Genomic DNA, 23,101 nt, shown 5'->3' on the forward strand with positions numbered 1-23,101 from the left:
ACATCGAGGAGTTCAACATGGCAGACACCAAAATCGTGGAGATGGACCAGAGCGAGGTGAACCAGCGCATCCTGGCGAAAGAGGTCAAGGCGGATTTTCGGCGCGTCGAGCAGGCCAGCGTGAAGGTGGTGACGCATTTTACGAGCGCCGAAGCGAAGCGCCTGTTCGTGCGCTTCTTTAGTACCTTGCAACTCAATAACCATTTCGTGTCGGTCATCGCGCGTACCAAGCTCAAGCATGAGGATGTCGAGCGCGTCGAAGCGGTCATACGGGACCGGCTTAACGCGGCAGCGGAAGAGTTGAACGAAGCGATCGACGGTGCCGAGGCCTTGTTCAAAATCAACGGAATTACCATTTTTGCCACTTACGATACGCAGCCCTTGGCGATTGAGGTTGGGATCATTTCATCGACCGGGCGGCGCTACCTTGAAATATTGAACAAGTTCGATCAAGTGATGCCCTTGTTGCAGACGCTGGAAATTCATGAGGTGATCACAGCGCGCGAGGCTGATATCCAGCGTGCAGGCTTCAAACGTTCGATCCGTGGGGTGGCGGTCGCCGCTCGCAATCTCGCCACAGGACTGCGACGACGCATGAATGCGATGTCGGGACGGGAGTCCGAGGCCGAGTACGGTCGCTTCATGGTTGCCGATGGCAATCCGGCGGCCACTGAATTTGCGATGGACTCCAGCGTACAAAATAGTTGACTGAATCAATGTAACTTCACTTTGGCTGGGCAGAATTGATGCTTCCGAGCAGGCCTTCGCCAAGGCCCGCTCTAAGCTGGCCCCCGCGGCCAACCCGGCGCTCAACGACTGGCTTATCGCGCGCGCCGGCGCCGAGGGCTTCGTGCCGCACTGGCGCGACCGGCGGCTCGTCGTCGCCCCCTCGACCCAGTGTTTCGGGCGCCGCGCCAGCCACGTCACGCACGCTGTCAGCACCGACCAGATCGGCTTTGGCCTTTACATGCCAGGCGCCGAGATGGTGCTGGCCGCCTCGCTGCACAGCGTCCACGAGGGCGAGCGCTAGATGCTGTTCCAGCACCTCGACCGCCTGTCCGGCGGCGACCTTCTATTGATGGACCGCGGCTATCCGTCGCGCTGGTTGGTCGCCGTGCTCAACGCGCGCGGCGTCGGCTTTTGCATGCGCGTCGAGAAGGCCGGCAACGCTGGCTTCGCGTGCGGGCGCGACTTCCTGCGCTCGCACGACGACGAACTGGTTGTCACGCTGGCGGCCCCCGACCGGCGGGCCGCCGCCGACTACGAATGCCCGGCAAGGACGCAAACGGCGCGCCTGGTGCGCCATGGTGCCAGCACCGGCAAGGTGCGCGTGCTGAAGACCAATTTGCTGGACACGGCGACATTTCCGGCCCACGAGTTCGGCGACCTGTACCACCACCGTTGGTGCATTGAGGAGGCCGTCAAACACATCTAGCACCGGCTCAATCTCGAGCACGTCTCAGGCCTCTCGCAGCAGGCGGCGTTGCACGACTTCGTCGCGAAGATCGTCTGTGACAACCTCCAGTCCCTAGCCACGGAAACGGCTCTTCGCGAGGCACCGTTGCCGCCCACGCGGCGCATCAATCGCGTCGCTGTACACTCCATCTTGAAACCGCTGCTGCCCGCGCTGCTGCTCGGCGCCGGCATCGCCGCGCGTTTGCTCGACGCACTACAATTGATCGGCGGCTGGACCTATTTGCACCGGCCTGGCATCATCAAATTTAAGCCTCGGGTCGCACGCGCGAAACCGCACAAATCCTGGAGTCCGAAGCCGTGTTGATGTGCAGAGCTATTCGGTGGATTGGCCTCAATCCGAATAGCCGATTGTTTCTGACCGAGCAAGGCGCGCCATTGATATCGTGAGTTACCGACAAAGCGGGCAGATGCGTTTCCTGTGCCGTGGAATCCTTGATGTATACCAAAAAATGTTCAGACGGATCGTGTTTCCGGAGGCGGGCGCCAGACAATGTTCGAAGAATGGGCGCAGTCAGAATGTTCAAACGCGGCGTCACGGAAGAAATAATCGGTGAAATTGTGGGCATCATCTAGAAAAAGTCGGCACGCCAACTCCTTTCCCAACGCCGCCATTCCATTGGGTCTGTCGTCAGCCGGCTGATGTGACCGTTGCACGGCAAGCGATTTGATCGGGGTTCCAAAAAAATGGATATTGCATCTGGCAGGCGCCGTGGCGCCTCGGATTGGTGCCAACCGAAATCTCCCCATGGCAGATATGCTTGCGCTGTCTATGGTGGCGGCACTGATCGCGGTGCTTGAAAGCCATCCCGCTGTGTCTTACTCTGTCAGCCGGTAGCGCGAAATGCCAGACGAGGAGTCGGCGGCCAGTGCCCCAGAATCCGCCATGTGATCCGGCGGCGTTGCAGTCGATACCTGCCCCTTCTATCTCAATTCGATCCAAGCCCGTGCGCGACGCAGTGAGAACTGCGGCGCGCTCCCCCAATACCATCGACCTGAGGATGTCAGGCGGGCGTGACCAATGCTCATGCAGATGATTATTCCCCAACCACGGGTACCAATCGGCCGGGAAGCCGCGGTATGACGTAAAGCGTTCAGTTCCCTATTGATCATGCATTCCTGGCCTCGCATGGTCGTGACAAAGCGGGTCAGCCATTTCTATCCGGCGAGTGCGCCGGTGTTAGGGCAGGTCATGTCAACTACAATTTCGATCCACGCAATTCTTCCCGAAACGGGCTTTCTGCGGCAACCGCAGGTCTTGACGTTTGTTCCAATCTCCAAATCGACGCTATGGCGGAGGGTGCTCGCCGGGACGTTCCCGGAGCCCGTGAAGTTGTCGCCGCGAGTAACGGCCTGGCGCGCCGAAGACATTCGCAACTGGATCAATGAGCAGGACGGATCAGGACCTGGGCTTAACCAGGCTTGACTGTCGGTGCATGCAAGTTCGTGGTGCAAGCCGGAGTCAAGGCGCCGAGGCTTGCATCGTGCCATGCATGCAGAGTGTCGCGCTCACCCGAGGCAGAGGTGGGTGCGTTACCGTTCCACTATTCTGTCGACCGGCAGCTCTGATGCCGAACGCCCCAACACCATGTCGCTCAGCGCATCGCCTACGTTGACGTAGTAGACGTCTTCGCCATCCGGACAGGTCCATGCCAGCGCGCTCAGGCTCTTCTCCTTCGGCGTAATCGATGACTTCATCACATCCAAGCGTATGTAAGTAGCTCTTCTTTTCCTGCCTCGAGCTATTCCGGCCGCAGGCAGCCCTTAACGTTAGCGAACAGTCCGATCAGCACGCCGACTGCGCCTGCCGCGCCTGAGACCAAGACGGTCTCACCGGGTCAAGGCTGGCCAACCTCGAGCAAGCTAAAATAGGCAGTTATGCGTCGCATGCCAAGCACAACTGGCGCGGTTGAACTGGCACAATGTAGCGTCGATCTAGCGCAGGTCAGCGGCATTGGCGATGGCATACGAGATTGCGCTAACGAGGAGGCGATTTGGTTGCTTGACATTTCACGGGTACCGTTCGACATTGTCATACGAGCTTCAGGAAGAATTTGTGAGCAATTGCAAAGATTTCACGGAGGATAAATGCGCGGAATACTACTTGGGGCATTCGCCCTTTCAACTATGCTTCTACGGTCGAGTGGTCAGGCCAAGGTGTCCCCATCATTAACCTCGGACCATAAGTCATTAAGTCCATCAAGTCCCACCGGAAACATGGCGTTGCTCGCTTCATTGCTAATTCCGCTGGCTTGGTGGAGCGGGGCGCGGCACGCGAGCAGCGCGAAGATGTTCCCGTGCTCCGACGACAAGGCGTTATTCGATGCCCTCATCGAAACCTGCCCCGATGTAATTTTCCTGAAGGGCATTGATGGCGTCTATCTTGCATGCAATCGAGCCGCGGCCGCGCTATTCGGTCGTGCCCAGCATGAAGTTGTCGGCAAGTCCGATGCCGACCTTTTTCCGAAGGAAGTGGCGTGCCAGCATCGCTTACTCGACCAGAAGGTAATCGCTACGCGTCGAAGCGTTGTTGAAGAACAGCTCGTGCCAGAGGGAGAAAAAAGCGAAACGCGGACGCTTGACATGCTTAAAACGGCGGTGGAGCGTCCCGACGGCACGGTGATGGGCGTGCTTGGAGTGGCGCGCGATGTCACCGTAAGGCGACGTCAAGAGCAAAAGATGCACGAACAGGAGCAATTGTTGCATGAAATGAGCGCTCTGGCTAACATCGGCGGTTGGGAAATCGATGTGGCTGAGGATAGTTTTTCCTTTACCACCGAGCTCGCGCGGTTGCACGAATTCGACCCTGATCGTGAACTTAGCTTAGCGATGTTTCTGTCTCACTACGGTGACGCGGAAAGGCTCCGTATCGAAAACGCGTTAGCGCAGACGCTAAAAACCGGAGCGCCTCAAGACCTCGATGTCGAGATGATTTTGCCAAGCGGTGCGCACAAATGGATTCGAGCACTTTGGCGGGCGACGAGCGTCGGCGACGAAGTGACGCGGATATGGGGGATGGTGCAGGACACGACAGCGCGCCGCAAGCTCAGTGAATCGATGCAGATGGCCGACCTTATCTACCGCACGACATCCGACGCGATCCTGGTCGCAGACCGACGAAACATAGTAGTTGACGCTAATCCGGCATTTCTGCGTCTTTTCAAATACGCGCGCGGCGACGTGATTGGTATGACCGCCAGTCAGTTGCTTGCCGAGTCATCCGCCTCAAAAGTACCGGACACGCTCCGCCGCGTGCTCGACGAGCAGGGGAGTTGGGAAGGCGAAATGCGCTGCCGGCGCCGTGATGGAACGATTATCGACGTTTCTGTCGATATCAACATTTTGCGGGAGGGTGATAAAAATGAGTTCAGGCGCGCGATCCATATTGCAGACCTGACTGAGCACAAACGCAAAGATCAGCAACTTTGGGTTCGCAGCAATTTCGATCAGCTGACCGGCCTGCCGAACCGAAGTCTGTTCCTCGATCGTCTGGAACAGGAACTGAAGAAAAGCCGCACTAGTAACGCTTGTGTAGGCCTGCTATGCCTGGATCTGGACCATTTCAGTGAAATTAATGAGATGGTTGGCCATTCCGGAGGCGACCTCATCCTGGTAGAAACTTCGGCGCGAATAAGTGCATGTTTATCCGGAACTGCGACAGTTGGCCGGCTTGCCGGCGATCGCTTTGGCGTCATCGTTTCCGATGGCCTGCGCGCTCAACTTGAGATAACCGCCCAAGCAATAATGAACATCCTTTCGGTGCCGCTCTTAAACGATGCACCCCACGAATGGAACGTAGACGGGAAGGTGGGCATGGACTTGTCCGCCAGTATCGGCATTGCCGTCTTTCCGGATGATTTCGAGCATGCGGAGGCCCTAATTAAGGCGGCGGAACAGGCAATGGTTCAGGCAAAGCGCTCCGGCGGCAAGCGTTTTCAGTATTTCGCGCCAGCGCAGCAGCAGGCGGCGCTCGAAAAAATGAGGATGCTAAATGAATTGCGGCATGCACTCGCGCGGGAGCAACTGCAGGTATTTTTCCAGCCGATAGTCCATGTTGCCAGCGGGAGAATTGAAAAAGCCGAAGCCCTGTTACGCTGGACACATCCGGTGCTCGGCTCTATTAGCCCGGCCCAATTCATCCCGTTGGCCGAACAATCTGGCCTTATAGTAGAGATCGGGAGTTGGGTTATCGACCAAGCGATTGCCAGCGTGGAGCACTGGCAGGAAAACTTCGGCACCAGAATTGAATTAAGTGTCAATAGTTCGCCTGTCCAGTTTGAACAGAATGCGGCGAATGCCTGGATCGATCGGCTGGCCAATTCTGGGTTGCCGCCTATGAGTATTACCATCGAAATAACCGAAGGTATGCTGATCAGCGATTCAGAGCATGTCCGGCAGTGCCTAAATAGGTTGAAAAGAAATGGTTCGAAAGTGTCGTTGGATGATTTTGGGACAGGCTATTCTGCGCTTTCCTACCTCAAGAATTTTGCGTTTGACTACTTGAAATCGATAAATCGTTCATCCAAAATCTGGAGCGCGACGCTAGCGACAAGGCGTTGACGCAAGCGATCATAGACATCGCGCATAAGTTGGGGATCGCTGCAATCGCAGAAGGTGTCGAGACCCAGGCGCAAAGCGACATTTTGACGCAGTTCGGTTGCGATTACCTCCAAGGCTACTTAATTTCGCAGCCGCTGACGCGAAACGCCTTCGATGCGATGCTCGCGCGGCAGATAGCCGAAAGGGGTTCCGAACAAATTGCTGATATTGCGTCACGCCCCACACCGCGAAAAAGTTGAACGGTAGGGGCGGCTTCCTTGCCGAAAGCAACAACTTGATGCACCGAAGGATGCGGCCTAGATGGTAAAATATCCTTGGAGAATAGGAGTCCGAATTGCTTTGCTCTCGGCGAGTCCGGGCGCCTTCGGTGCAGTATTGGGCGCGCTATCGAATGTAAAATGCTGCCCCTTTCCTGGTCGTCGACGTCGAGTCCCCGTCGCTTGCGTGGAGGGAGAGCCAGAAATACGCGCCGCCGGACCTGCTGTGGCAGGAGTACATCGAGCGCCACCCGGACGGCTACCGCTACAGCGGCTCTGCGAGCACTACCGGCGCTAGTAGGTCAGCAAGCTGTCAGTGACCAAAGGTGAAGTTATTCGTCTACCCCGGCAACTCGGTATCGTTACCGATCGCGACACTAGCGAAACTGCTGGGCTGCTATCGTCGTCGCCGTCATGGGCGCATCGAGCTTCACTTGCGGCCATGCGATCTGGAGCCCAATTCCTGCCTGCTTGGATAGGCAGTCACGTGCGGGATCGACATTTCCCTCGGTGGAGATGGACGTGGCGGATCCGACGCAAATGAAGGGCAATCTTCGCGCGGCGAAAAACAAGGCGGAAGAGCATCACATCAATGCTGCCTCCGCCCGCTCGAACGCGGCCATGGAAAATACGACAAGAATTGGGCAATGCCGACAACGCTAACTCAAGCTGGGAGAAGCTTGGCTAACGCTGGCGCTCCATTAAGTCGGCCACATGGAACGGATATGTGGCCCGGTTGAAATCGGATAGACTGAGCTTTATGAATAGCAATCACGAGCCTTCCCTAGACGATCTCTCCGTTTTTTTAGCCGTTTTTGACACCGCAGGGTTTCGAGCCGCGGCGAAGCGGCTCGGTCTATCGCCCTCGAAAGTCAGCGATACGATCACCCGATTGGAGGCGCAACTTGGTGTGCCTCTGCTTACTCGGAACACGCGCAGCGTTATGCCAACAGAAGCCGGCCGTGCGCTTGCGGCCCGGATGTCGCCGTTGCTAGCTGAAACCCGCGCCGCGCTACTTGAGGTGACGAATTCGGAACATCAAATTCGCGGTCTTTTGAAATTAAATGTAAGCGGGGCTGTTATGGTTGACATCCTCCCACCATTGATCGAGCGTTTCCTGAAAGTCCATCCTGAAGTGCGGGTAGAGATAGTTGTCGAAGATAGGCTAATCGATGCAATTGCTGATGGCTGCGTCGCCGGCATACGTTATGGCGAACACCTGGCGCAAGATATGATCGCAGTGCCGATCGGCCCGCAAATTCAGCAGCTGGCCCTATGCGCAGCGCCATCGTACATAGCACGGTGTGGACACCCATTGCATCCCGGCGAGCTGTCGGATCACGAATGTGTCCGCTTGCGATTTTCCAGCGGTGTATTAACAGCGTGGACGTTTGAGCGCGGCACCGAGGTCGTGACTGTCAATGCGCCTGGCCGCGTGACCATTGGCGTACATGCCGCCGCCGCTGCAATCAATCTGACACGCGCCGGCTGTGGGCTCATCTATACTTTTAAAAACTGGCTTGAGCCGTACATGCAAAGTGGAGAACTGGTACCGGTCCTGCCGGATTGGTGGCAGACGTTTGGTGGTCCGAGGCTGTATTTCTCGAGCCGGTCGATGCCCGCCACCTTGCGCGCGTTCGTCGATCTGGTTGCGCAAACCCGAGAGGCCGGTGAAGGAATGTCTAAATCCCCCTGGTGAAACGCACTTGGCGCCGGCAGTCGGTCAGACCATGCGAAGATTTTTTCACACGCAAAGGTAACGGCTGAACTTGACTTTTTTTCAGTGTCCTGTTTTTCGAACAAGCTGTTCCCTGTATGCCCTCTTATTTTTCAATTGGATCAGGGCTATATTGATACGACACGAAGAACAGTTTCCCGGCCTTTCCAGGTTGCCGAAGTGAGGGCGCCGCCATCCTTCAGACCGTCCCTTTAAATAGTTCCCCTGGCATCCCTTGCCGAGCGGGAAACACATTCCATATTCCATCCAAGGAGAAAATTATGTCCGATATTCAAGCCTCGGTGACTCGTCTGCTCGACGAAGCGTCGATTCGCAACGCCACCGCCCGTTTCGCTGACGCGGCGATCCGGGCAGACTATGACAGCTTCAGAACGGTGTGGGCCGACGATGGCGAGTGGACGATCGGCACGCCGCCCAAAGCCCAGGCACAGGGAATGGACGATATCGTGGCCATGCTTCGCCGCTTGCGGGAAGGGAAGGAATTCTTTGTGCAGTTCGCGGTGCAAGGCGCTATTGAGATCAGCGGCGACCAGGCCACCACCAGTTGCGTTTGCACCGAAGCCGCACGCGGTCCTGGCGAAGTCTATTACCGCAATCACTGCATGGCGTTGGACCGCCTGAAGCGTTCGGAAAACGGCTGGGTCTTTACCAGCCGCTCGTTTCAGTATCTGTGGCTCGACACATCGCCGTTCGGCGGAGACAGTTTCTCGCTTCCGTCCCCCGGCAGCGCAAGCTGATCAAGGATCGTTAGGCGAGGGCGGGCTAATGCTGGCGTAAGGGCATCGTTTGCCCGCACTACTGCCCGCGTTGAATTTTACTGAGATGGGGCCAACCGTGAACGTCGACGAAAACCAGGTAATCCCGCAGGGGCGGCGGTCGGTGAGCGTCCAAAACCAAAAACTGGTGTTGTGGGAACTCGCCGAAGTGACCAGCCCCAATCTGGTCGCGCCCGTCGCCGTGATTGCCGCCAAAAACATCCCCTGCCTTCGTGACGCCAATCGCCGGCAGAATCTCAACATCTATCTGCCACATACTCTGGCCAACGCAAAGCTGGTCGGCAGTGCGGTCACTGCGCTGCCGGCACCACATTCGCAGACTGGTGCGCCTTGCTACCAAGTCCACATCCATGGCGGCGCCTGGCGTGATCCACAACTGACCGCCAAGTCGATCGAACCCACCGTCGCCCACGCTTTCGCTGCCAACGATGATTCACATCCGATCATCGCCATTGCTTCGATCAACTACACGGTCTCGCAGTTTCCGACGCATCCGACCCTGCCATACGATGCCGCGAGTGCGAACCATGCCGATCCTGCTCGCGAGGCCGTCCACCCGCAACATCTGGCCGACGTTTTCCATGGACTCGACCTGCTGCGCTCCTTTGGATTGAGAGAGCAGTCCTACATTTTGTCGGGGCACAGCTGCGGCGCTTGCCTAGCGCTGCAAGCTGTTTTGGCATCTCCGCAGCACTACGGGCTGCAAAATCTCCGCGATGCCCCCTGTCCTGCAGCGCTGATTGGCTTGAACGGTCTGTATGACCTGGTCGCGCTTGTGGATGGGCTTGGATCTTCACACCAGCATCTTCACGACGAATATCAGACGTTGCTGTCAAATGCATTTGGCACAGACAAACAAAAATGGGAGGAGGCCAGTCCGGCGCTGCTCAATCCCGCGTCCATTGCCGCGCGGGTGAACGAAACCACTGCGCCGCGATTGTTCGTTTTGGACCAGAGTCAGCAGGACCAACTTGTACCCACGAACCAGCGGACGCGATTGGAGCAGAACTTACATCAGGTGCAAGGTGTTCGTGTGGTGGAAGGACATCGGTGTACCGGACCGCACGCTGCGCCGTGGGAGCAAGGCATCATGATTTGGGAGAGTCTGCAAGACGTCCTTGCGCTTCTGGATGAAACAGGTGCGGAAGATATTTCTGCCAAAGCTCCCGATAACGCACCTTCATAAATATTGAGGCAAATACGAACGGTACAGTGCCGGGAAATCGTGAGGTATTTTGTGCTTATGTGGGCGAACGCACAGAACGGGCGAGGCGCCGGACTATAGTTAATTGTGTCCTTCTGAGCGCCATATCATATGCAATCCTGCCGTTAATTCGATCAAACCGACCCTAACGTTGCATCCCTGGGCTACTGAGAATGGCGTCCGCAATAACGCCGAAGAGATGGTCTGACCGTTGCGCAAGCGAAGGTTGATCGCCGAGCCACGCTAGCGCTCCCACCAGCGCAAACAGGTCGGCACCATCTATGTCGGTCCGCGCCATGCCGTCAGCCTGCGCGCGAACCAGAAGCCGGGTGCCGGCCGCGCGCATCGTTACACAGGAAGCATGGAGTGCTGAATCGGGTTCTTCGATGGCAGCCATCATCGACGCAGTAACGCCGCGAAGGTTGCGTGCTACGGCGACCGTTTCGCGCAGCCAAGACTGAAGCGCGGCGGCCGAGGAGTCCGCCGTTTCAAGCTTTGCTGCGCGTGCAGTCAGTTCGTCGAAGCTCTCGCGAAGCAAAGCGTCGAGCAGAGCCTCACGTGTTGGAAAGTGACGATAAACCGTACCGAGTCCAACTTCAGCTTTGCGTGAAATATCCCGTAACGATGCGTCGGCACCTTGCTCGGTGATGACGGCGCGCGCAACGTTAAGTACATGTTCGTAGTTTTTCTTAGCATCAGCCCGCATAAATCTCCTTGACAATCGGAGCAGTGCTCCGTATAGTGAATTTATTCGGAGCAGCGCTCCGTTCATGATAGCCCATATGAGGCAAAGGAGAAAGCAATGATTTCAAAGTCGATGAACGCGGTTCGGCTGCATGAGTTCGGTGGTCCCGAGGTCCTTCGTTACGAGGAGGTGCAGCTTCCCGAGCTGAAATCCGGTGAAGTACTAGTGCGGGTCCAGGCAGCAGGCGTCAATCCGCCGGACTGGTACTTGCGAGATGGTTACAAGATGTTGCCGCCTGATTGGCGGCCAACAATGGCATTACCAGTTATTCCAGGCTCAGACATCTCTGGCATCGTCGAGGCCGTTGCCGCGGATGTGCAGGGCTTTGCTATTGGCGATGCAGTCTTCGGTATGTTGCGCTTTCCCAGCTTTGGCGACAGCGCCGCTTACGCCGAGTATGTCGCCGCGCCGGCGTCGGACTTGGCAATCAAGCCAGCCGGTATCGATCATGTGCACGCCGCCGGCGCGCCGATGGCCTTGCTCACAGCGTGGCAGTTTTTAATCGAGCTCGGACACGATCATCCGAACCCGCTGCAACCGCATCGGCATAAACCAGTGCCGCTCAAGGGAAAGACGGTGCTGATCAATGGCGCGGCGGGTGGGGTAGGGCACTTTGCAGTGCAGCTGGCGAAATGGAAAGGCGCGCACGTCATTGCAGTGGCTTCGGCTGCGCATAAGTCGTTTCTGCGAGATATCGGCGCCGACGAATTCATCGACTATAACCTGACTGCGCCGGAAAATACTGCGCACGACGTTGATCTCGTCCTTGATGCCGTCGGCGGTGCCAGCACCGGCCGCTTTCTGAAGGTACTCAAACCTGGCGGCGCATTGTTTCCGGTCTTCCCCTTGGGCTTCTCGGGCGCGGACGAGGCCGCGAAGCTGGGCCTCACGGTTTCGGCGACCCAAGTGCGATCGAACGGCGCTCAACTTGCCGAACTCGGCTATTTGCTCGATGCCGGGACCATCCGAGTCGCCATCGACAGCACTTTTGCTCTGGCCGAGGCGCGACTTGCGCACGAACGCGCGGCCGCTGGACACATTAGAGGCAAGATAGTCCTCACCGTGCCGGAAAGGAACACATAAATGAACGCAGAGATCAAGCTACTTCATGGCTCCTCCGCTTGGTTCCACATGGCAGCGACTTTAATGTGCGAAGCCGCCTCGCAGGCCAAACTTTCGCCGGACGTCAATCTGGCTCTGGTGGAGTGCTACACGGACGGCGTCGAACTTTCCGAGGGCCTTGTTCAAGGACTTCGTTTCGACATCGCTGGCGGCCAGCCGTCGTTCAGGGTCGGCGCGGTCCCGGGCGAGCGGGCCGATATAACGGTCAAAGTAACGGCCGCGGCTTCGCATGCGCTCAATATATTGCGTAGCGCTGACCCGGATTATCAAAACGCACTCGCCAAATTCCAACGCACTGGCGAAATGCGGGTCGACGGTGATCTTTCGCAGCTCGGCAGCTGGTTTGCCGAGGTGCACGACCGCATCGTAGATAGGACTAAATAACGCACGACAGGCAGCGCGATGCTTCCTGTTAAGGTTTAGTCGCAAGGTGCCGCCATATTCGTCGCACGGCATTTTGCGAGCGCAATCAGCTTATTCATTATAAAAATTAGAAAGGTGGGTACAACAATGGAACAGCTTCACGACGCAACTGGATTCGATGCATATGGCGCAATTGCAAAGCGCAAGGACGCCGCACCCTCAAAAACTAAGGTCAATGTTAAACAGATTCGAAGTAACATCGTCGGAAAGCCGGCCGACTCTCGCATCGTGAGACATTTGATGACGGCGCTTGCAGTGTTGTCCGTTTTAGGCGGCGTGAACGCGATGGCTGCTCAGCCCGTAGCCAACCCATCCGGTTCCGCGCCGGATATCCGACTTTACACGCTCGATTGCGGACTTACCGAGTTCAAAGACGCGGACGTGTTTTCTGATACGGGCGAATATGAAGGTAAACCGCTGGCGCTGCCGACGCCCTGCTATTTAATTCAGCATGGGCAGCAGTGGCTACTTTGGGATACCGGCTTGAGCGATAAAATCGCGGCGCAGCCGAACGGGGTCCTGGAAAAATTTGGCGGACGCTTCACTGTGAAACGAACGCTGGCAGCCCAACTGGCGCAATTAAAACTGAAGCCGTCCGATGTGCACTACGTCGGGCTTTCGCATCTCCACTTCGACCATGCTGGCAATATTGCCTTGTTCCCGACATCTACGTTTCTTGTCGCGGCGGCAGAAGTGACTGCAGCCCATGCCAAGCCGACACCGTTTGGGATTGATCTTGCCCAGATCGCTCCTCTGGCGAAAGCCAAGGTCACTGCGGTGGACGAAGATTATGACGTTTTTGGCGACGGTACCGTTAAAATGCTCAAGACACCTGGTCATACACGCGGACACAGATCGCTGATTGTAAAACTACCTAAATCCGGCATTCTGCTGATCACGGGCGACTTGTACCACACCCGACAAAATTATGAAAAGGGCTTGGTTCCGCACCTTAATGATCGCGCCGATACGCTGGCATCGATGGAGCGGTTTGCCAAAATCAAAACGAACACCAATGCGCGCGTGATTATTCAACACGCACCCGAAGACTTCGCCGCGATGCCGGCTTTTCCAAAATATCTCGACTGAGACAAGGTCGATGAAGAAACGAGCGTGAAATTATCTCTTTGTGATGGTAGTTCATCAGTTTGATGGCTGAGGCCGCGGAAACCGGGTGCCTGACGTGCGTCCACCTGTACGTGGTGGGGGCGCTCAGGCGCCACCGGAATAAAGATCTGGATGTTGGGCGAGCTCGGAGCTGTCGGGCGGTGGTGCGCTGACGAAGGCGATGGGAACGAAGAGCTAAAATTGATTTGCTCCGCTGCAGCCATCGCTTCAGCACCCCTAAACGAGACGGCAGAGGATCGAGCTTGGCAGCCAACAGTAAGCGATCGGCTTATTCCGCGGCCATCTCTCGTATTTGCTGCGACCACTCTTAACGCCTCGACGACTGAGTACTTTTGATGCGAGCTATTTTCCGTTGGAATGTCGTGCGTGGGCACGACATCATACGGAAAATAATACTCTCATCTGTAGCCAAGAAACCTGCGGTGGTCAGAAACGGATCACTGTTTTTTGAAACGCCCCAGCGTTAGCGGCCGCGTGAGCGACGGCTTCGTTGACCCGGTCCAGGTCAAATTCAGTGACTTGGTAATGGTCTAGTGTCAGCAAGCCTGAATGGATGAGCCTAACCATGCGCGCGGTCGCTTCCGGGGGATACATCCACTGCCCACGAACGGTCACAGCATTGCGCATAAGCCACCGGTAGGACAGCTCAAGGCCAGGTCCGCCCTGTTCGCCGACGCCGCCCATCAGGACTACTCTGCCACGAGGCCGCACGGTCATTAAGGCGGTACGCACTTGCACGCCAGTCGCGGCCGGTGGCAGCAAGTCCAGCACGCAGTCAATCGGGCCAGCGGCGGTTTGCAAGATGCGCGCGCGGTCGTCCTGCTCGTCGCCCCCCATCTTCGTGATTCTCACGCGGGGGCCGAAGCGGCGCTCCAGTTCGCGCAACGCATGTTCGTTTCGACCAGTGGCGATGACGCAGCCAGCGCCCATCGCTAAAGCCACCGCGACGGCGGCGCCGCCAAAACCACCGGTGGCACCGTTGACTACCAGCGTTTCGCCCGCCTGCAAGTCGAGGGCTAGCAGGCCCCCAAAAGGCACAAGAAAAGTGCCGATTGCTAGCCAGGCAGCGGCATCCTTTTCTTCAATGTTGCCGATGCGGATGGCGTTTTCGGTCGGCAGGCGCATCTGCTGTGCCCACGAAGCATCGCGAAAATATTCTTGAAGTTTCAACCCGCCTGTGCCACCTGCACTCCACCCTTGCAAGGTAATGTCGGGATCGAGCGCATCATCTCGGGAGCGAACTGTAGGGTCGCAATAAACCCAGTCGCCCACCGCCAAATGGGTTGCATCCGGTCCGAACTCGCGCACCCGGCCGATGCCGCCGGGGCCCGGCACCACTGGCAGGTCGAGCAAAAATTTGCGCTCGCCGCTAAAGACTTCGTTCGCGTAATTCAGCACGCCACTTGCGACCATATCGACAATGACTTCCCCTGTGCCCAGAGTTGGCGCGGGAATATCCTCTACGTAGAGAGGCTGACCAAAGGCTTTCAAGATTGCTGCTTTCATGATTTTTCCTTCTATGATTTGGGCAGTGAAGTCTGTAGTCTTCAGGATCTGGCAAGTCCGAGCAAGGACGGCTGGTATCCTAGGATTGAAAAACATTGGCTAAAAGGAAAAACCTTGACAATCATTGAACCAAGTCGACGCGAACTCGGAAATTTTTTGCGCTCGCGCCGGGAGAGGTTGAGCCCCGCAGCGTTCAAGCTTGCCAGCGGCCGCAGAAGACGCACGCCCGGCCTTCGCCGGGAAGAGGTGGCGGAGCTCGCCGGCATCGGAGTGGACTGGTACATCCGTTTGGAACAGGGACGATCGGTTAACCCATCCGTAACCACCATTGACGCACTGGCCCGTGCTTTACGGCTCACCAAGGCGGAACACGCTCACCTGCAGGTGTTGACGCGCAAACTCTACAATCGGGCAGAGCGAGCAGCCTTCATCCGCGAAACCGTTCCGCCCGCGGTGGAGCGCGTGCTCCTTGGCATACCTCAGCCAGCCTACATCACGGGTCGGCGGTGGGATGTCTTGGCGTGGAACGCGGCGGCAAATGAACTGTTTGCCTCCAGCCGGCGGCCGCAGGCCGAACACAATCTCCTCATTGGCATGTTGATCGATCCGAACGCACGAAGGCTGTTTGGCAATGCATGGACACAGGAGGCGCAGCGCATGGTGGCCGAATTTCGCTCCGCATACGCGCCTTGGGCGGACGACCCAGCTTTTATACAACTAGTTCAATGCCTGAGTGAAGGCAATTCCGAATTCGCCAGTTGGTGGCGAGACCACGAAATCGGCAAAGTCTCATCCGGCCGAAAGTCGCTGATTCATCCCGAAAAGGGTGTCGTGAATTATGAGTACGCTAGCTTCCAATCCAACGATGACCCGGCGCTAAGACTAGTAGTTTTCTCGGCAGGTACAAGATAGCAGAGCGTGCAGGAAAACGTGGGATGCTAGCCTAAGGCGGACGCGGCTCCGCTGCGTATCCACCCGGCAGTCCTGCTCGGTCGCATCATTAAAGACCAGGTAATGCACACGGGCGCGCAATCCATACACCCAATTGTGGGCGTTGATGGGTGCCTGCGGGGCCGCTCATTGTTGTGTCGGGTACAATCGACGGCAAGCGGCCGGAAGCGGAAGTTCGCAAGGTCAACTTTAACGTCCGATGCAGGCTGCTTGCGGTCGGTCGGCAGCCGGACTCTCGGTCGCCGGTTTTCCGGAGACAGTTGCGTTAGGAATTCTGACGAGGACCCATGAACCCCTTGGGCAGCTTACGTTGCGTCGGAATATTTGCTCGACTAACTGAGAGGTTACATGACTCGTGTCCGACGCCTTGAAATTCGCAATTTCCGTTCGATACAGACGCTCGATTGGTTACCGTCCAATGGCGTAAACTGCCTTATTGGCCCGGGTGACAGCGGCAAGTCGACCATTCTCGATGCGATTGACCTCTGCCTTGGAGCGCGGAGGAGCGCACCTTTCGGCGACACGGACTTTTTCGGCCTGGACGTAAGCCGGACCATCGTGATTGCGATCACGCTCGGTGCACTACCTGACGCGCTGAAGAACATCGAAACGTACGGAGAGTTCCTTCGCGGATTTGACCTCGGCACTGGGCTGCTTGAAGACGAGCCGCGCAGGACTAGAAACAGTTCTGACGCTGAAGCTCGAGGTCAAGGCCGACCTCGAGCCGAGTTGGACGCTCCATTCTGACCGAGCCGCCCGCCAGCAAATAGAACGGTCTTTGCCTTGGAAGGACCGCAACCTCCTGACACCAGCTCGAATCGGCACCTACGCAAACACGAACCTTTCCTGGGCTAGAGGCTCGGTGTTGAACCGGATTACGGAAGAGCGCGCGAACCTTGGCTTGGAACTTGCCGGCGCCGCACGCGCCGCCCGGGCCGCCTTCGGCGCGCAGGCTGGCCCTCAACTCGCCCAAACGCTGCAAGTGGTCACCCAGACCGCTACCGCCCTGGGCGTAGCCATCGGCGCTAGCGCTCAGGCGCTACTTGATGCTCACTCGGTGTCGATTGGCGACGGTGCTATCGCGCTCCACAGTGAGACCGGCATTCCTTTGCGGTCGCTCGGCACCGGTTCGGGGCGCCTCCTTGTCGCGGGGTTGCAAAGGGCCGCAGCGGCGGCCGCCACCGTCGCCCTAGTAGACGAAGTCGAGTACGGACTCGAGCCGCACCGACTCATGCGTCTGCTCGACTCACTCGGAGCGAAGGATGCGACCCAGCCGCTACAGGTCTTTATGACACCCCATTCACCGGTAACGCTCAGGGAGCTGGCTGGCAACCAGCTTTTCGTCGTGCGCCAGCACTTGGGCATCCACACAGCCACATGTGCCGGTACAGACGACGGCATCCAGGGGACACTGCGCAAGGCCGCCGAGGCTTTCCTGTCTAAGTCCGTCATCGTCTGCGAGGGCGCCAGCGAGGTCGGATTCGCTCGCGGTATGGACCAGTGGTGGGTGCACTGTGGCGCGACATCTTTCCTGGCCAACGGAGGCTCATATGTGGACGCAGGCGGAGGAAGCCCCGACCAATGCTTCACACGAGGGGAAGCGTTCCTCAAGTTGGGCTATCGCGTCCTTGTCTTCGTCGACGCGGACAAACCTGTTTCGACAGTCGGACTCATCGAGAGGTTCGTCGCGGCTGACGGTCAGTACGTCACATGGCGTCCCGGCTTGGCCCTCGAGGACGAGCTATTCCGCCATTCAAGCAATGACGCGGTGCACGCGCTGCTGAATAAGGCGGACGAGATGGTCGGCCGCGAGCTCATGGCCGAGCACATCAAGTCGAAATCAAACGGACAAGTCACCTTGGATGCGATAGAGGCGGAACGGATGAATGGCGGCTACACACCTGCGAGTCGAGCATTGCTCGGACTTGCCGCTCGCAACAACAAGAACGGCTGGTTCAAGTCAGTGACTGGTTTCCAGGAAATCGCCAAGGAAATCGTCGGCCCCCACATTGCAAATGCAGAGCCGGGGTTCGCCGAAATTACGAACCAACTCTGGGGGTGGTCGAGTGCGGCCGCCTGAAATTAACATTTTTCAAGCGCGCTTAGGCTCAGTTACCGCCCCAGCTGGATGCGGCAAGACCCAGCTCATCGCGGACGCGCTGAGTCGGCACGCGGGCATCAAGCCAATCTTGGTGCTGACGCATACCAACGCCGGAGTCACCGCGCTACGCGCCAGGCTCCAGCGCGGCGGCGTCCCGAGCTCAGCGTATAGAGTGTCAACCATCGACGGTTTCGCCATGCGGTTAGCGGCAAAGTTTCCGCTCCGCGCGGGCCTCAACGCGCGCGTTCTTGATCTGGACAACCCGAACGCCGACTACCCAGCCATCCGAGTCGCCGTGCAAGAACTCCTACAGGCAGGTCACATCTGTGACCCCATAGCCTCCACTTATTCGCGCTTGCTGGTGGACGAGTATCAGGACTGCAATACCGTGCAGCATGCCATAGTCTGCTCCATCGCGCAGACGCTGCCCACTTGCATTCTTGGGGACCCGATGCAGGCGATATTCGGCTTCCGCGACCCACTTGTCCACTGGGAACGTGAGGCTCAGGCTGCGTTCCCGCCCATCGGCTCGCTGCAGACCCCTTGGCGATGGCAGCTCGCAGGCATGGATGCACTAGGTGCTTGGCTACTTCAAGCCCGAACATCATTGCAGGCGGGCCAGCCTGTGGACCTGCGTGAAGCGCCAGAGGGCGTCCAGTGGGTTCGACTGACCCAAGGCATGGAAGTGCAGCAGCGGCTAGTGGCCGCCCGGACGGAGGCGCCAAACCGAGATGGCCGCGTTTTAGTGATTGGCGACTCTATGAATGTCAACGGTCGCCATCAACTCACAATGCAGACGCCGGGCGCCACCTCCGTCGAGGCGGTCGACCTCAGGGACCTGCTGATTTTTGCCCGCCAGTTCGATTTAGCGAGGCCCAACGCGCTGCGACTGCTTGCCGAGTTCGCCACTTCACTGATGACCGAGGTGGGAACTGCCAACTTACTCGCTCGGGTCGAAACGATACGAGGCGGCCGAGCCCGCACGCCCGCGACGCCTGCAGAAACGGCAGCAGTGATATTCATGGCAACTCCCAACCACACGACCTCGATTGACCTCCTCCTGTCCCTCGCGGACCAACGCGGTGCGCGGGTCTACCGCCCCGAAGTGCTGCACGGCTGTATCTCAGCGCTGAGAGCAGCCGGGGACGAGGGTGGGTTCATTGGCGCGGCGATGCAGACCCGCGAGCGAAACCGCCATCTGGGTCGACCGCTGGGCCGGCGCGCGGTTGGAAGCACGCTTCTTCTAAAAGGGCTCGAGGCTGATGTCGCGGTCATTCTTGAGCCCGAGCGCATGACTGCGCAACACCTCTACGTGGCTCTGACGCGAGGCGCAAGGCGAGTCGTGGTTTGCTCGTCGACACCTTTGCTTACGCCCGCCGCGGGCCGCTAGCGAACGCTCATTCAACAACTGAGTCATCCTCACAACGGTGGCGTTCGAGTCTTCACCGACCGCTCCGCGCTCTGACTGTGCCGCGGGTGGCGGGGCTACGAATAATATGTAAAGTAAAACCAGCTCTCGACCCTACACGTGAGGCGTTCTGTGACCCTGGCTTTTCATAAGCAGCCACTTTTCATAAGAACGATTACGGTCAGCTGAGCATAATCGTTCCACTGTACCTCAGACGCCAAATTTGCGTGATTTTGATGAGCGGACTAATGCAACGCGGCCGTGAGTGGGATCTGACCACCTTGGCGCGAAATTTCAGGCGAAAAAGGTACCCGAAAATGGCTTCAATGGACCGCGACGCATCAGAAAAACTGAGCCTAAATTCCAACAGGCAGCGTTGGATATGACGCGCTGGCTTTGTTTGGATGCATTCGCCCGCATTCGCAAAAAAGCCGAGAGGCGCGACGTCCAATCGCGCACGCGGCTGAGGTACGTTCGCTCAAATGGTTGAGCCCGACAGACTACGAAGGCTTGTTGAATTCACTTGCATGTTCGAGGTCTTCCATGAGTCCGGCACCCTGGGCAGGGAACCATCCGAGGCGCTGTTGCGTCAATATGCTTGTCGCGGGAGCATCCATGGTGGCTGCGAAAGAGAGCCCGCCAAAGTGACGCGCTGCCTCTTCCGGTGACAAGCCCACAACGGGAATTTTCAAGCCGCGAGCGATTGCTTCAGCAACGGCGTGCAGCGGCACACCCTCTTCAGCAACGGCGTGGTACTTCGCGCCAGCATGTCCTTTCTCGAGCGCTAGCCTGTAGAGCGATGCCGCGTCGCGCAAATGCACTGCCGACCAACGGTTGTTGCCGTCGCCGGCATAGGCAGAAATGCCCTTATCGCGTGCCAGCGCAGATAGATAACTGGCAAGCCCCTGCTTATTCCGGTCGTGCACTTGTGGCAGGCGCATCACGCATACCTGCACGCCGCGCTTAAGCAGCGACATCGCAGCTTGCTCGGACCTCCGGGGCGTGTCCGCTGGGTCAGACGATACTTCATCGTCTTCCGTTGCAGGGCGACCGGGGGTGGTGGGAAGTCCAGCCGTGACGATGAAGGGGCGGCTCGAACGGGCCAGCTCATCACCTATTGCCTCGATGGCAAGTCGGTCTAATGTGCTGTTCTCGGCGAACTTCGAGAAATCGTGGTTGAAGGCGGCGTGAATGACGGCGTCGACACTGGCCGCGCCAGTGCGTAAGGATTGCAGATTTTCCAGGTCGCCGCGATGCACTTCTGCTCCTGCGGCGATAAGGGCCTTGGCGCCTTCGTCCGAGCGGGTGAGGCCGAGGACCTGGTGGCCGGCAGCAAGCAGTTCAGGGACGATGGCAGAGCCGATGAAACCGGTTGCGCCGGTGACGAATACACGCATGATGAATTTCTCCTTTAAGAATTTTTGCAACATAGATCGTAGAACCCTTAGTCCACAGCGCCGACGCGACGGCACGGGTATCACAAATCGACCTGCGCCACCCTCATCGTAAATTGCTAGTCGGTCCGCTTCGTCAAACTGCGGCTGGCGACATTGCCCAAACTAATGATTTGGCGTAAAATGGATCAATGTTCCGTATAATATGGATCAAAGTTCCGTTTGTCAATTGCGTTTTAAATGAGTGTAAAAATGGTGAAAGATTTTGTTCCTCCTAATCAAGAAGGAGGTCGCGCGAAACCGCGACTTCGACCGTTACGCGCAGACGCTCAACGCAGCGAAGACGCCTTGCTGCACGCGGCATTGTCAATATTCGCTACTTTGGGCGTTGACGCGCCCGTGCGCGAAATTGCCGAAAAGGCGGGTGTTGGCATCGCCACGCTGTATCGTCGGTTTCCGCTGCGCTCCGACTTAGTCGTCGCGGTTTTTCGCCAACAGGTCGACGCCTGTGCCGACGCGGCACCGGTATTGGCGCAACAGCATGCACCGGCCGAGGCTCTCGTCCGCTGGATGCACCGCTACGCGGAATTTATCGCCACCAAGCGCGGTCTTGCGGCTGCGCTAAACTCTGGCGATCCGGCTTACAGCACCTTGCATGCATATTTCGATCAACGGCTTCAGCCGGCAGTGCGGACATTGCTCGAAGCAGCGTCCGCAACCGGGGAAATCCGTGCCGACATCGTGCCTTACGACCTGTTGCGCGCCGTCAGCAGCTTGTGCATGTCGGCCGGCGCGGATCAGACCGACTATGCGCAACGCATGGTCAGCTTGCTCATCGACGGCTTGCGCTTTCGAGCTAGCACTTAGTATCTGAGCGTGACAATCTGATGTAGACTTCACCATCTGGCGTGGTATTTCGCTCCCAGTTACGCAACAAACAGGTCTTGCCATTGTCATACGCACGACAAACCATGTTCGAAAAAATAGCGCGGGTATGAATTAGGTGCGTTGCGGCACCGTTCACTCTTTCTGTGACTCCGGCGGATTGTGCCGCCACTGCGGAAATGAGGGCGTCAATGTCACTCCGCTATAAGAATACCGCCGATTATCGGACGCGGCGCCGCCGGCCGCACTATGACATCGGCGGGACGGACTGGAATCGAAACAGCGTCTCCATCATGCAATCGTGCTGACGGTGCACGCCTCACGCATTATGCGGTCCTGTGGCTCAATAGAATGGCGTGTTACGAAACAATGCAATATTGATCGTCGGCAATGCTGCGCGAAGAAGTCAATTTCAAAGCCGTAAGGTCGAATCTCAATTCGTTTGTAACGAATGATCTTGGTAACGATCGGAGGAGGATGATATGGAGATTGGTGAGGGGTCAATCGGTAATTCGCAGGACATCGCGGACATCATCGAGACGTTGCGGCGCGCTGGCCGTGGGACCGAGCAAGGCGATCTGGACGCTGTGGTCGCCATGTTCGATCAGGACGCGAGTGTAGTGTTGTTCGATTTCATGGCGCCGGGTGTGACCACGGTCGACGAGGTCAAGAAGACTGCTGGCCGCCTTGTCGAGAACGCGGATGGGCCGGTCACCAATCAGTATCCCAAGGTGACCGTCAGGATCCTTTCGGATAGCCTCGCATACTCGATGGCGTATGGGCACGTGGCGGTGAAGTCCAAAGATGGATCAAAAATCGACGTCCACATCCGCGTCACCGGCATTTGGCGTAAGAATGACGGAAAGTGGCTCGCCATACACGAGCACAGCTCATTACCCGTCAACATCTTCACGAGAGAGGCAGTGATGAAGCAGCCACTCTAGCGACAGGTTCGGGCGAAAGTGGATCTATGAATGAACGCCCATCGCACCACAATTCGACTCACAAACATGTTTCCGCCCTGGAAATTTCTCCTATGTTTCAAAGAGGAAATTTAAGGCGTTCAAACGAATTGCGAATTCTGACAGTTGCTACGCAGGAGTGGGGGCATTTGATCAATGCGGAAAAATCGTTGCCGGAATTATCCTGCATTTTCATGACATAATCTCGATCCAAATTACGCCTAATTTTCGCAAGGCATTAAGATGACCGCTGATTCGCCAGATGAGGGCCTGGAAACTAAAGATGCGTTCGTACGATGAGCACAACGATGGATCAAGATACCTTTGAAAAATAAAGCCACAATGCTGCTAGTAAAAAAAACGCCTCTAAAACGATTGTGCTTGTCGTAAACCCAGAGTCTGGCCACTTCACTAGAATGATCACAAGTCTATAAATTACGATCGGAGCATAAAACCCGATCGAGATTAG

General features: G+C 57.4%; 22 protein-coding genes and 1 pseudogene. 19 read left to right on the plus strand and 4 right to left on the minus strand.

Annotated elements, in window-relative coordinates:
- The first annotated feature begins 17 nt into the window (after positions 1-17).
- The 5 genes from ACHAC9_RS13270 (at position 18) to ACHAC9_RS13290 (ending at position 2,898) form a co-directional block, all read left to right on the plus strand.
- Positions 18-707 carry a DUF1845 domain-containing protein gene (locus ACHAC9_RS13270; protein WP_435760473.1) on the plus strand — a complete coding sequence of 230 codons (690 nt, stop codon included), beginning with the start codon at positions 18-20 and terminating at the stop codon, positions 705-707.
- A gap of 142 nt (positions 708-849) precedes the next feature.
- Entirely contained in the window at positions 850-1,029 is a 180-nt protein-coding gene (locus ACHAC9_RS13275) for a hypothetical protein (RefSeq protein ID WP_435760474.1), read from the plus strand.
- Positions 1,030-1,434 carry a transposase gene (locus ACHAC9_RS13280; RefSeq protein ID WP_435760475.1) on the plus strand — a complete coding sequence of 135 codons (405 nt, stop codon included), beginning with the start codon at positions 1,030-1,032 and terminating at the stop codon, positions 1,432-1,434. It abuts the gene before it with no gap.
- Between the two features lie 48 nt (positions 1,435-1,482).
- Entirely contained in the window at positions 1,483-1,779 is a 297-nt protein-coding gene (locus tag ACHAC9_RS13285) for a hypothetical protein (protein ID WP_435760476.1), read from the plus strand.
- Between the two features lie 885 nt (positions 1,780-2,664).
- Positions 2,665-2,898 carry a helix-turn-helix transcriptional regulator gene (locus tag ACHAC9_RS13290; protein WP_435760477.1) on the plus strand — a complete coding sequence of 78 codons (234 nt, stop codon included), beginning with the start codon at positions 2,665-2,667 and terminating at the stop codon, positions 2,896-2,898.
- 107 nt (positions 2,899-3,005) lie between these two features.
- Here ACHAC9_RS13290 and ACHAC9_RS13295 read toward each other — a convergent pair whose 3' ends face one another.
- Positions 3,006-3,170, minus strand: a complete 165-nt coding sequence (locus ACHAC9_RS13295; RefSeq protein ID WP_435760478.1) for a hypothetical protein — start codon at positions 3,168-3,170, stop codon at positions 3,006-3,008.
- A gap of 591 nt (positions 3,171-3,761) precedes the next feature.
- Between ACHAC9_RS13295 and ACHAC9_RS13300 the strand changes: the two are divergent.
- From ACHAC9_RS13300 to ACHAC9_RS13320, 5 genes and pseudogenes are all read left to right on the plus strand, one after another.
- Positions 3,762-6,271, plus strand: a pseudogene (locus ACHAC9_RS13300) (sensor domain-containing protein).
- Between the two features lie 540 nt (positions 6,272-6,811).
- Complete coding sequence (locus tag ACHAC9_RS13305; RefSeq protein WP_435760479.1) at positions 6,812-6,952, plus strand: hypothetical protein; 141 nt, start codon at positions 6,812-6,814, stop codon at positions 6,950-6,952.
- A 97-nt stretch (positions 6,953-7,049) separates the two neighbouring features.
- Positions 7,050-7,988, plus strand: a complete 939-nt coding sequence (locus ACHAC9_RS13310; RefSeq protein ID WP_435760480.1) for a LysR family transcriptional regulator — start codon at positions 7,050-7,052, stop codon at positions 7,986-7,988.
- Positions 7,989-8,287: 299 nt separating this feature from the next.
- Entirely contained in the window at positions 8,288-8,764 is a 477-nt protein-coding gene (locus ACHAC9_RS13315) for a nuclear transport factor 2 family protein (RefSeq protein WP_435760481.1), read from the plus strand.
- Between the two features lie 97 nt (positions 8,765-8,861).
- Positions 8,862-9,989, plus strand: a complete 1,128-nt coding sequence (locus ACHAC9_RS13320; protein WP_435760482.1) for an alpha/beta hydrolase — start codon at positions 8,862-8,864, stop codon at positions 9,987-9,989.
- Between the two features lie 163 nt (positions 9,990-10,152).
- On the opposite strand, the gene ACHAC9_RS13325 is transcribed toward ACHAC9_RS13320, so the two are convergent.
- On the minus strand, positions 10,153-10,713 hold the full coding sequence (locus ACHAC9_RS13325; protein ID WP_435760483.1) for a TetR/AcrR family transcriptional regulator: 561 nt from the start codon (positions 10,711-10,713) through the stop codon (positions 10,153-10,155).
- Positions 10,714-10,809: 96 nt separating this feature from the next.
- On the opposite strand from ACHAC9_RS13325, the gene ACHAC9_RS13330 reads away from it, so the two are divergent.
- The 3 genes from ACHAC9_RS13330 to ACHAC9_RS13340 all read left to right on the plus strand — a co-directional run bounded on the left by ACHAC9_RS13330 (position 10,810) and on the right by ACHAC9_RS13340 (position 13,386).
- On the plus strand, positions 10,810-11,835 hold the full coding sequence (locus tag ACHAC9_RS13330) for an NADP-dependent oxidoreductase (protein WP_435760484.1): 1,026 nt from the start codon (positions 10,810-10,812) through the stop codon (positions 11,833-11,835).
- Positions 11,836-12,258 (plus strand): hypothetical protein, encoded by a 423-nt coding sequence (locus ACHAC9_RS13335; RefSeq protein ID WP_435760485.1) that lies wholly within the window; start codon positions 11,836-11,838, stop codon positions 12,256-12,258.
- Positions 12,259-12,384: 126 nt separating this feature from the next.
- The gene (locus ACHAC9_RS13340; protein WP_435760486.1) at positions 12,385-13,386 is read left to right on the plus strand and encodes an N-acyl homoserine lactonase family protein; all 1,002 of its coding nucleotides are present in this window, start codon (positions 12,385-12,387) and stop codon (positions 13,384-13,386) included.
- Positions 13,387-13,851: 465 nt separating this feature from the next.
- Here the strand turns inward: ACHAC9_RS13340 and ACHAC9_RS13345 are convergent, their stop codons facing one another.
- Complete coding sequence (locus ACHAC9_RS13345) at positions 13,852-14,931, minus strand: zinc-binding dehydrogenase (RefSeq protein ID WP_435760487.1); 1,080 nt, start codon at positions 14,929-14,931, stop codon at positions 13,852-13,854.
- 114 nt (positions 14,932-15,045) lie between these two features.
- Here ACHAC9_RS13345 and ACHAC9_RS13350 point away from each other — a divergent pair, with 114 nt between their 5' ends.
- From ACHAC9_RS13350 to ACHAC9_RS13365, 4 genes are all read left to right on the plus strand, one after another.
- Positions 15,046-15,843, plus strand: a complete 798-nt coding sequence (locus ACHAC9_RS13350) for a helix-turn-helix transcriptional regulator (RefSeq protein WP_435760488.1) — start codon at positions 15,046-15,048, stop codon at positions 15,841-15,843.
- Between the two features lie 387 nt (positions 15,844-16,230).
- Entirely contained in the window at positions 16,231-16,629 is a 399-nt protein-coding gene (locus ACHAC9_RS13355) for an ATP-dependent nuclease (RefSeq protein WP_435760489.1), read from the plus strand.
- A complete protein-coding gene (locus tag ACHAC9_RS13360; protein ID WP_435760490.1) occupies positions 16,517-17,962 on the plus strand; it encodes an ATP-dependent nuclease in 1,446 nt (481 codons plus the stop codon). The genes ACHAC9_RS13355 and ACHAC9_RS13360 overlap by 113 nt, the downstream gene beginning before the upstream one ends.
- The gene (locus tag ACHAC9_RS13365; RefSeq protein ID WP_435760615.1) at positions 17,898-19,373 is read left to right on the plus strand and encodes a UvrD-helicase domain-containing protein; all 1,476 of its coding nucleotides are present in this window, start codon (positions 17,898-17,900) and stop codon (positions 19,371-19,373) included. The genes ACHAC9_RS13360 and ACHAC9_RS13365 overlap by 65 nt, the downstream gene beginning before the upstream one ends.
- Before the next feature lie 518 nt (positions 19,374-19,891).
- On the opposite strand, the gene ACHAC9_RS13370 is transcribed toward ACHAC9_RS13365, so the two are convergent.
- Positions 19,892-20,788: an SDR family oxidoreductase gene (locus tag ACHAC9_RS13370; protein WP_435760491.1), complete on the minus strand. Its 897-nt coding sequence runs from the start codon at positions 20,786-20,788 to the stop codon at positions 19,892-19,894.
- Positions 20,789-21,037: 249 nt separating this feature from the next.
- Here ACHAC9_RS13370 and ACHAC9_RS13375 point away from each other — a divergent pair, with 249 nt between their 5' ends.
- Complete coding sequence (locus ACHAC9_RS13375) at positions 21,038-21,652, plus strand: TetR/AcrR family transcriptional regulator (protein WP_435760492.1); 615 nt, start codon at positions 21,038-21,040, stop codon at positions 21,650-21,652.
- A gap of 500 nt (positions 21,653-22,152) precedes the next feature.
- Entirely contained in the window at positions 22,153-22,614 is a 462-nt protein-coding gene (locus ACHAC9_RS13380; RefSeq protein WP_435760493.1) for a YybH family protein, read from the plus strand.
- The last annotated feature ends 487 nt before the right edge of the window (positions 22,615-23,101 follow it).

Origin of the sequence: Massilia sp. CMS3.1 (genome assembly GCF_051262535.1) — a bacterium.
In the GTDB taxonomy this organism is placed as follows: Bacteria; Pseudomonadota; Gammaproteobacteria; order Burkholderiales; family Burkholderiaceae_D; genus Telluria.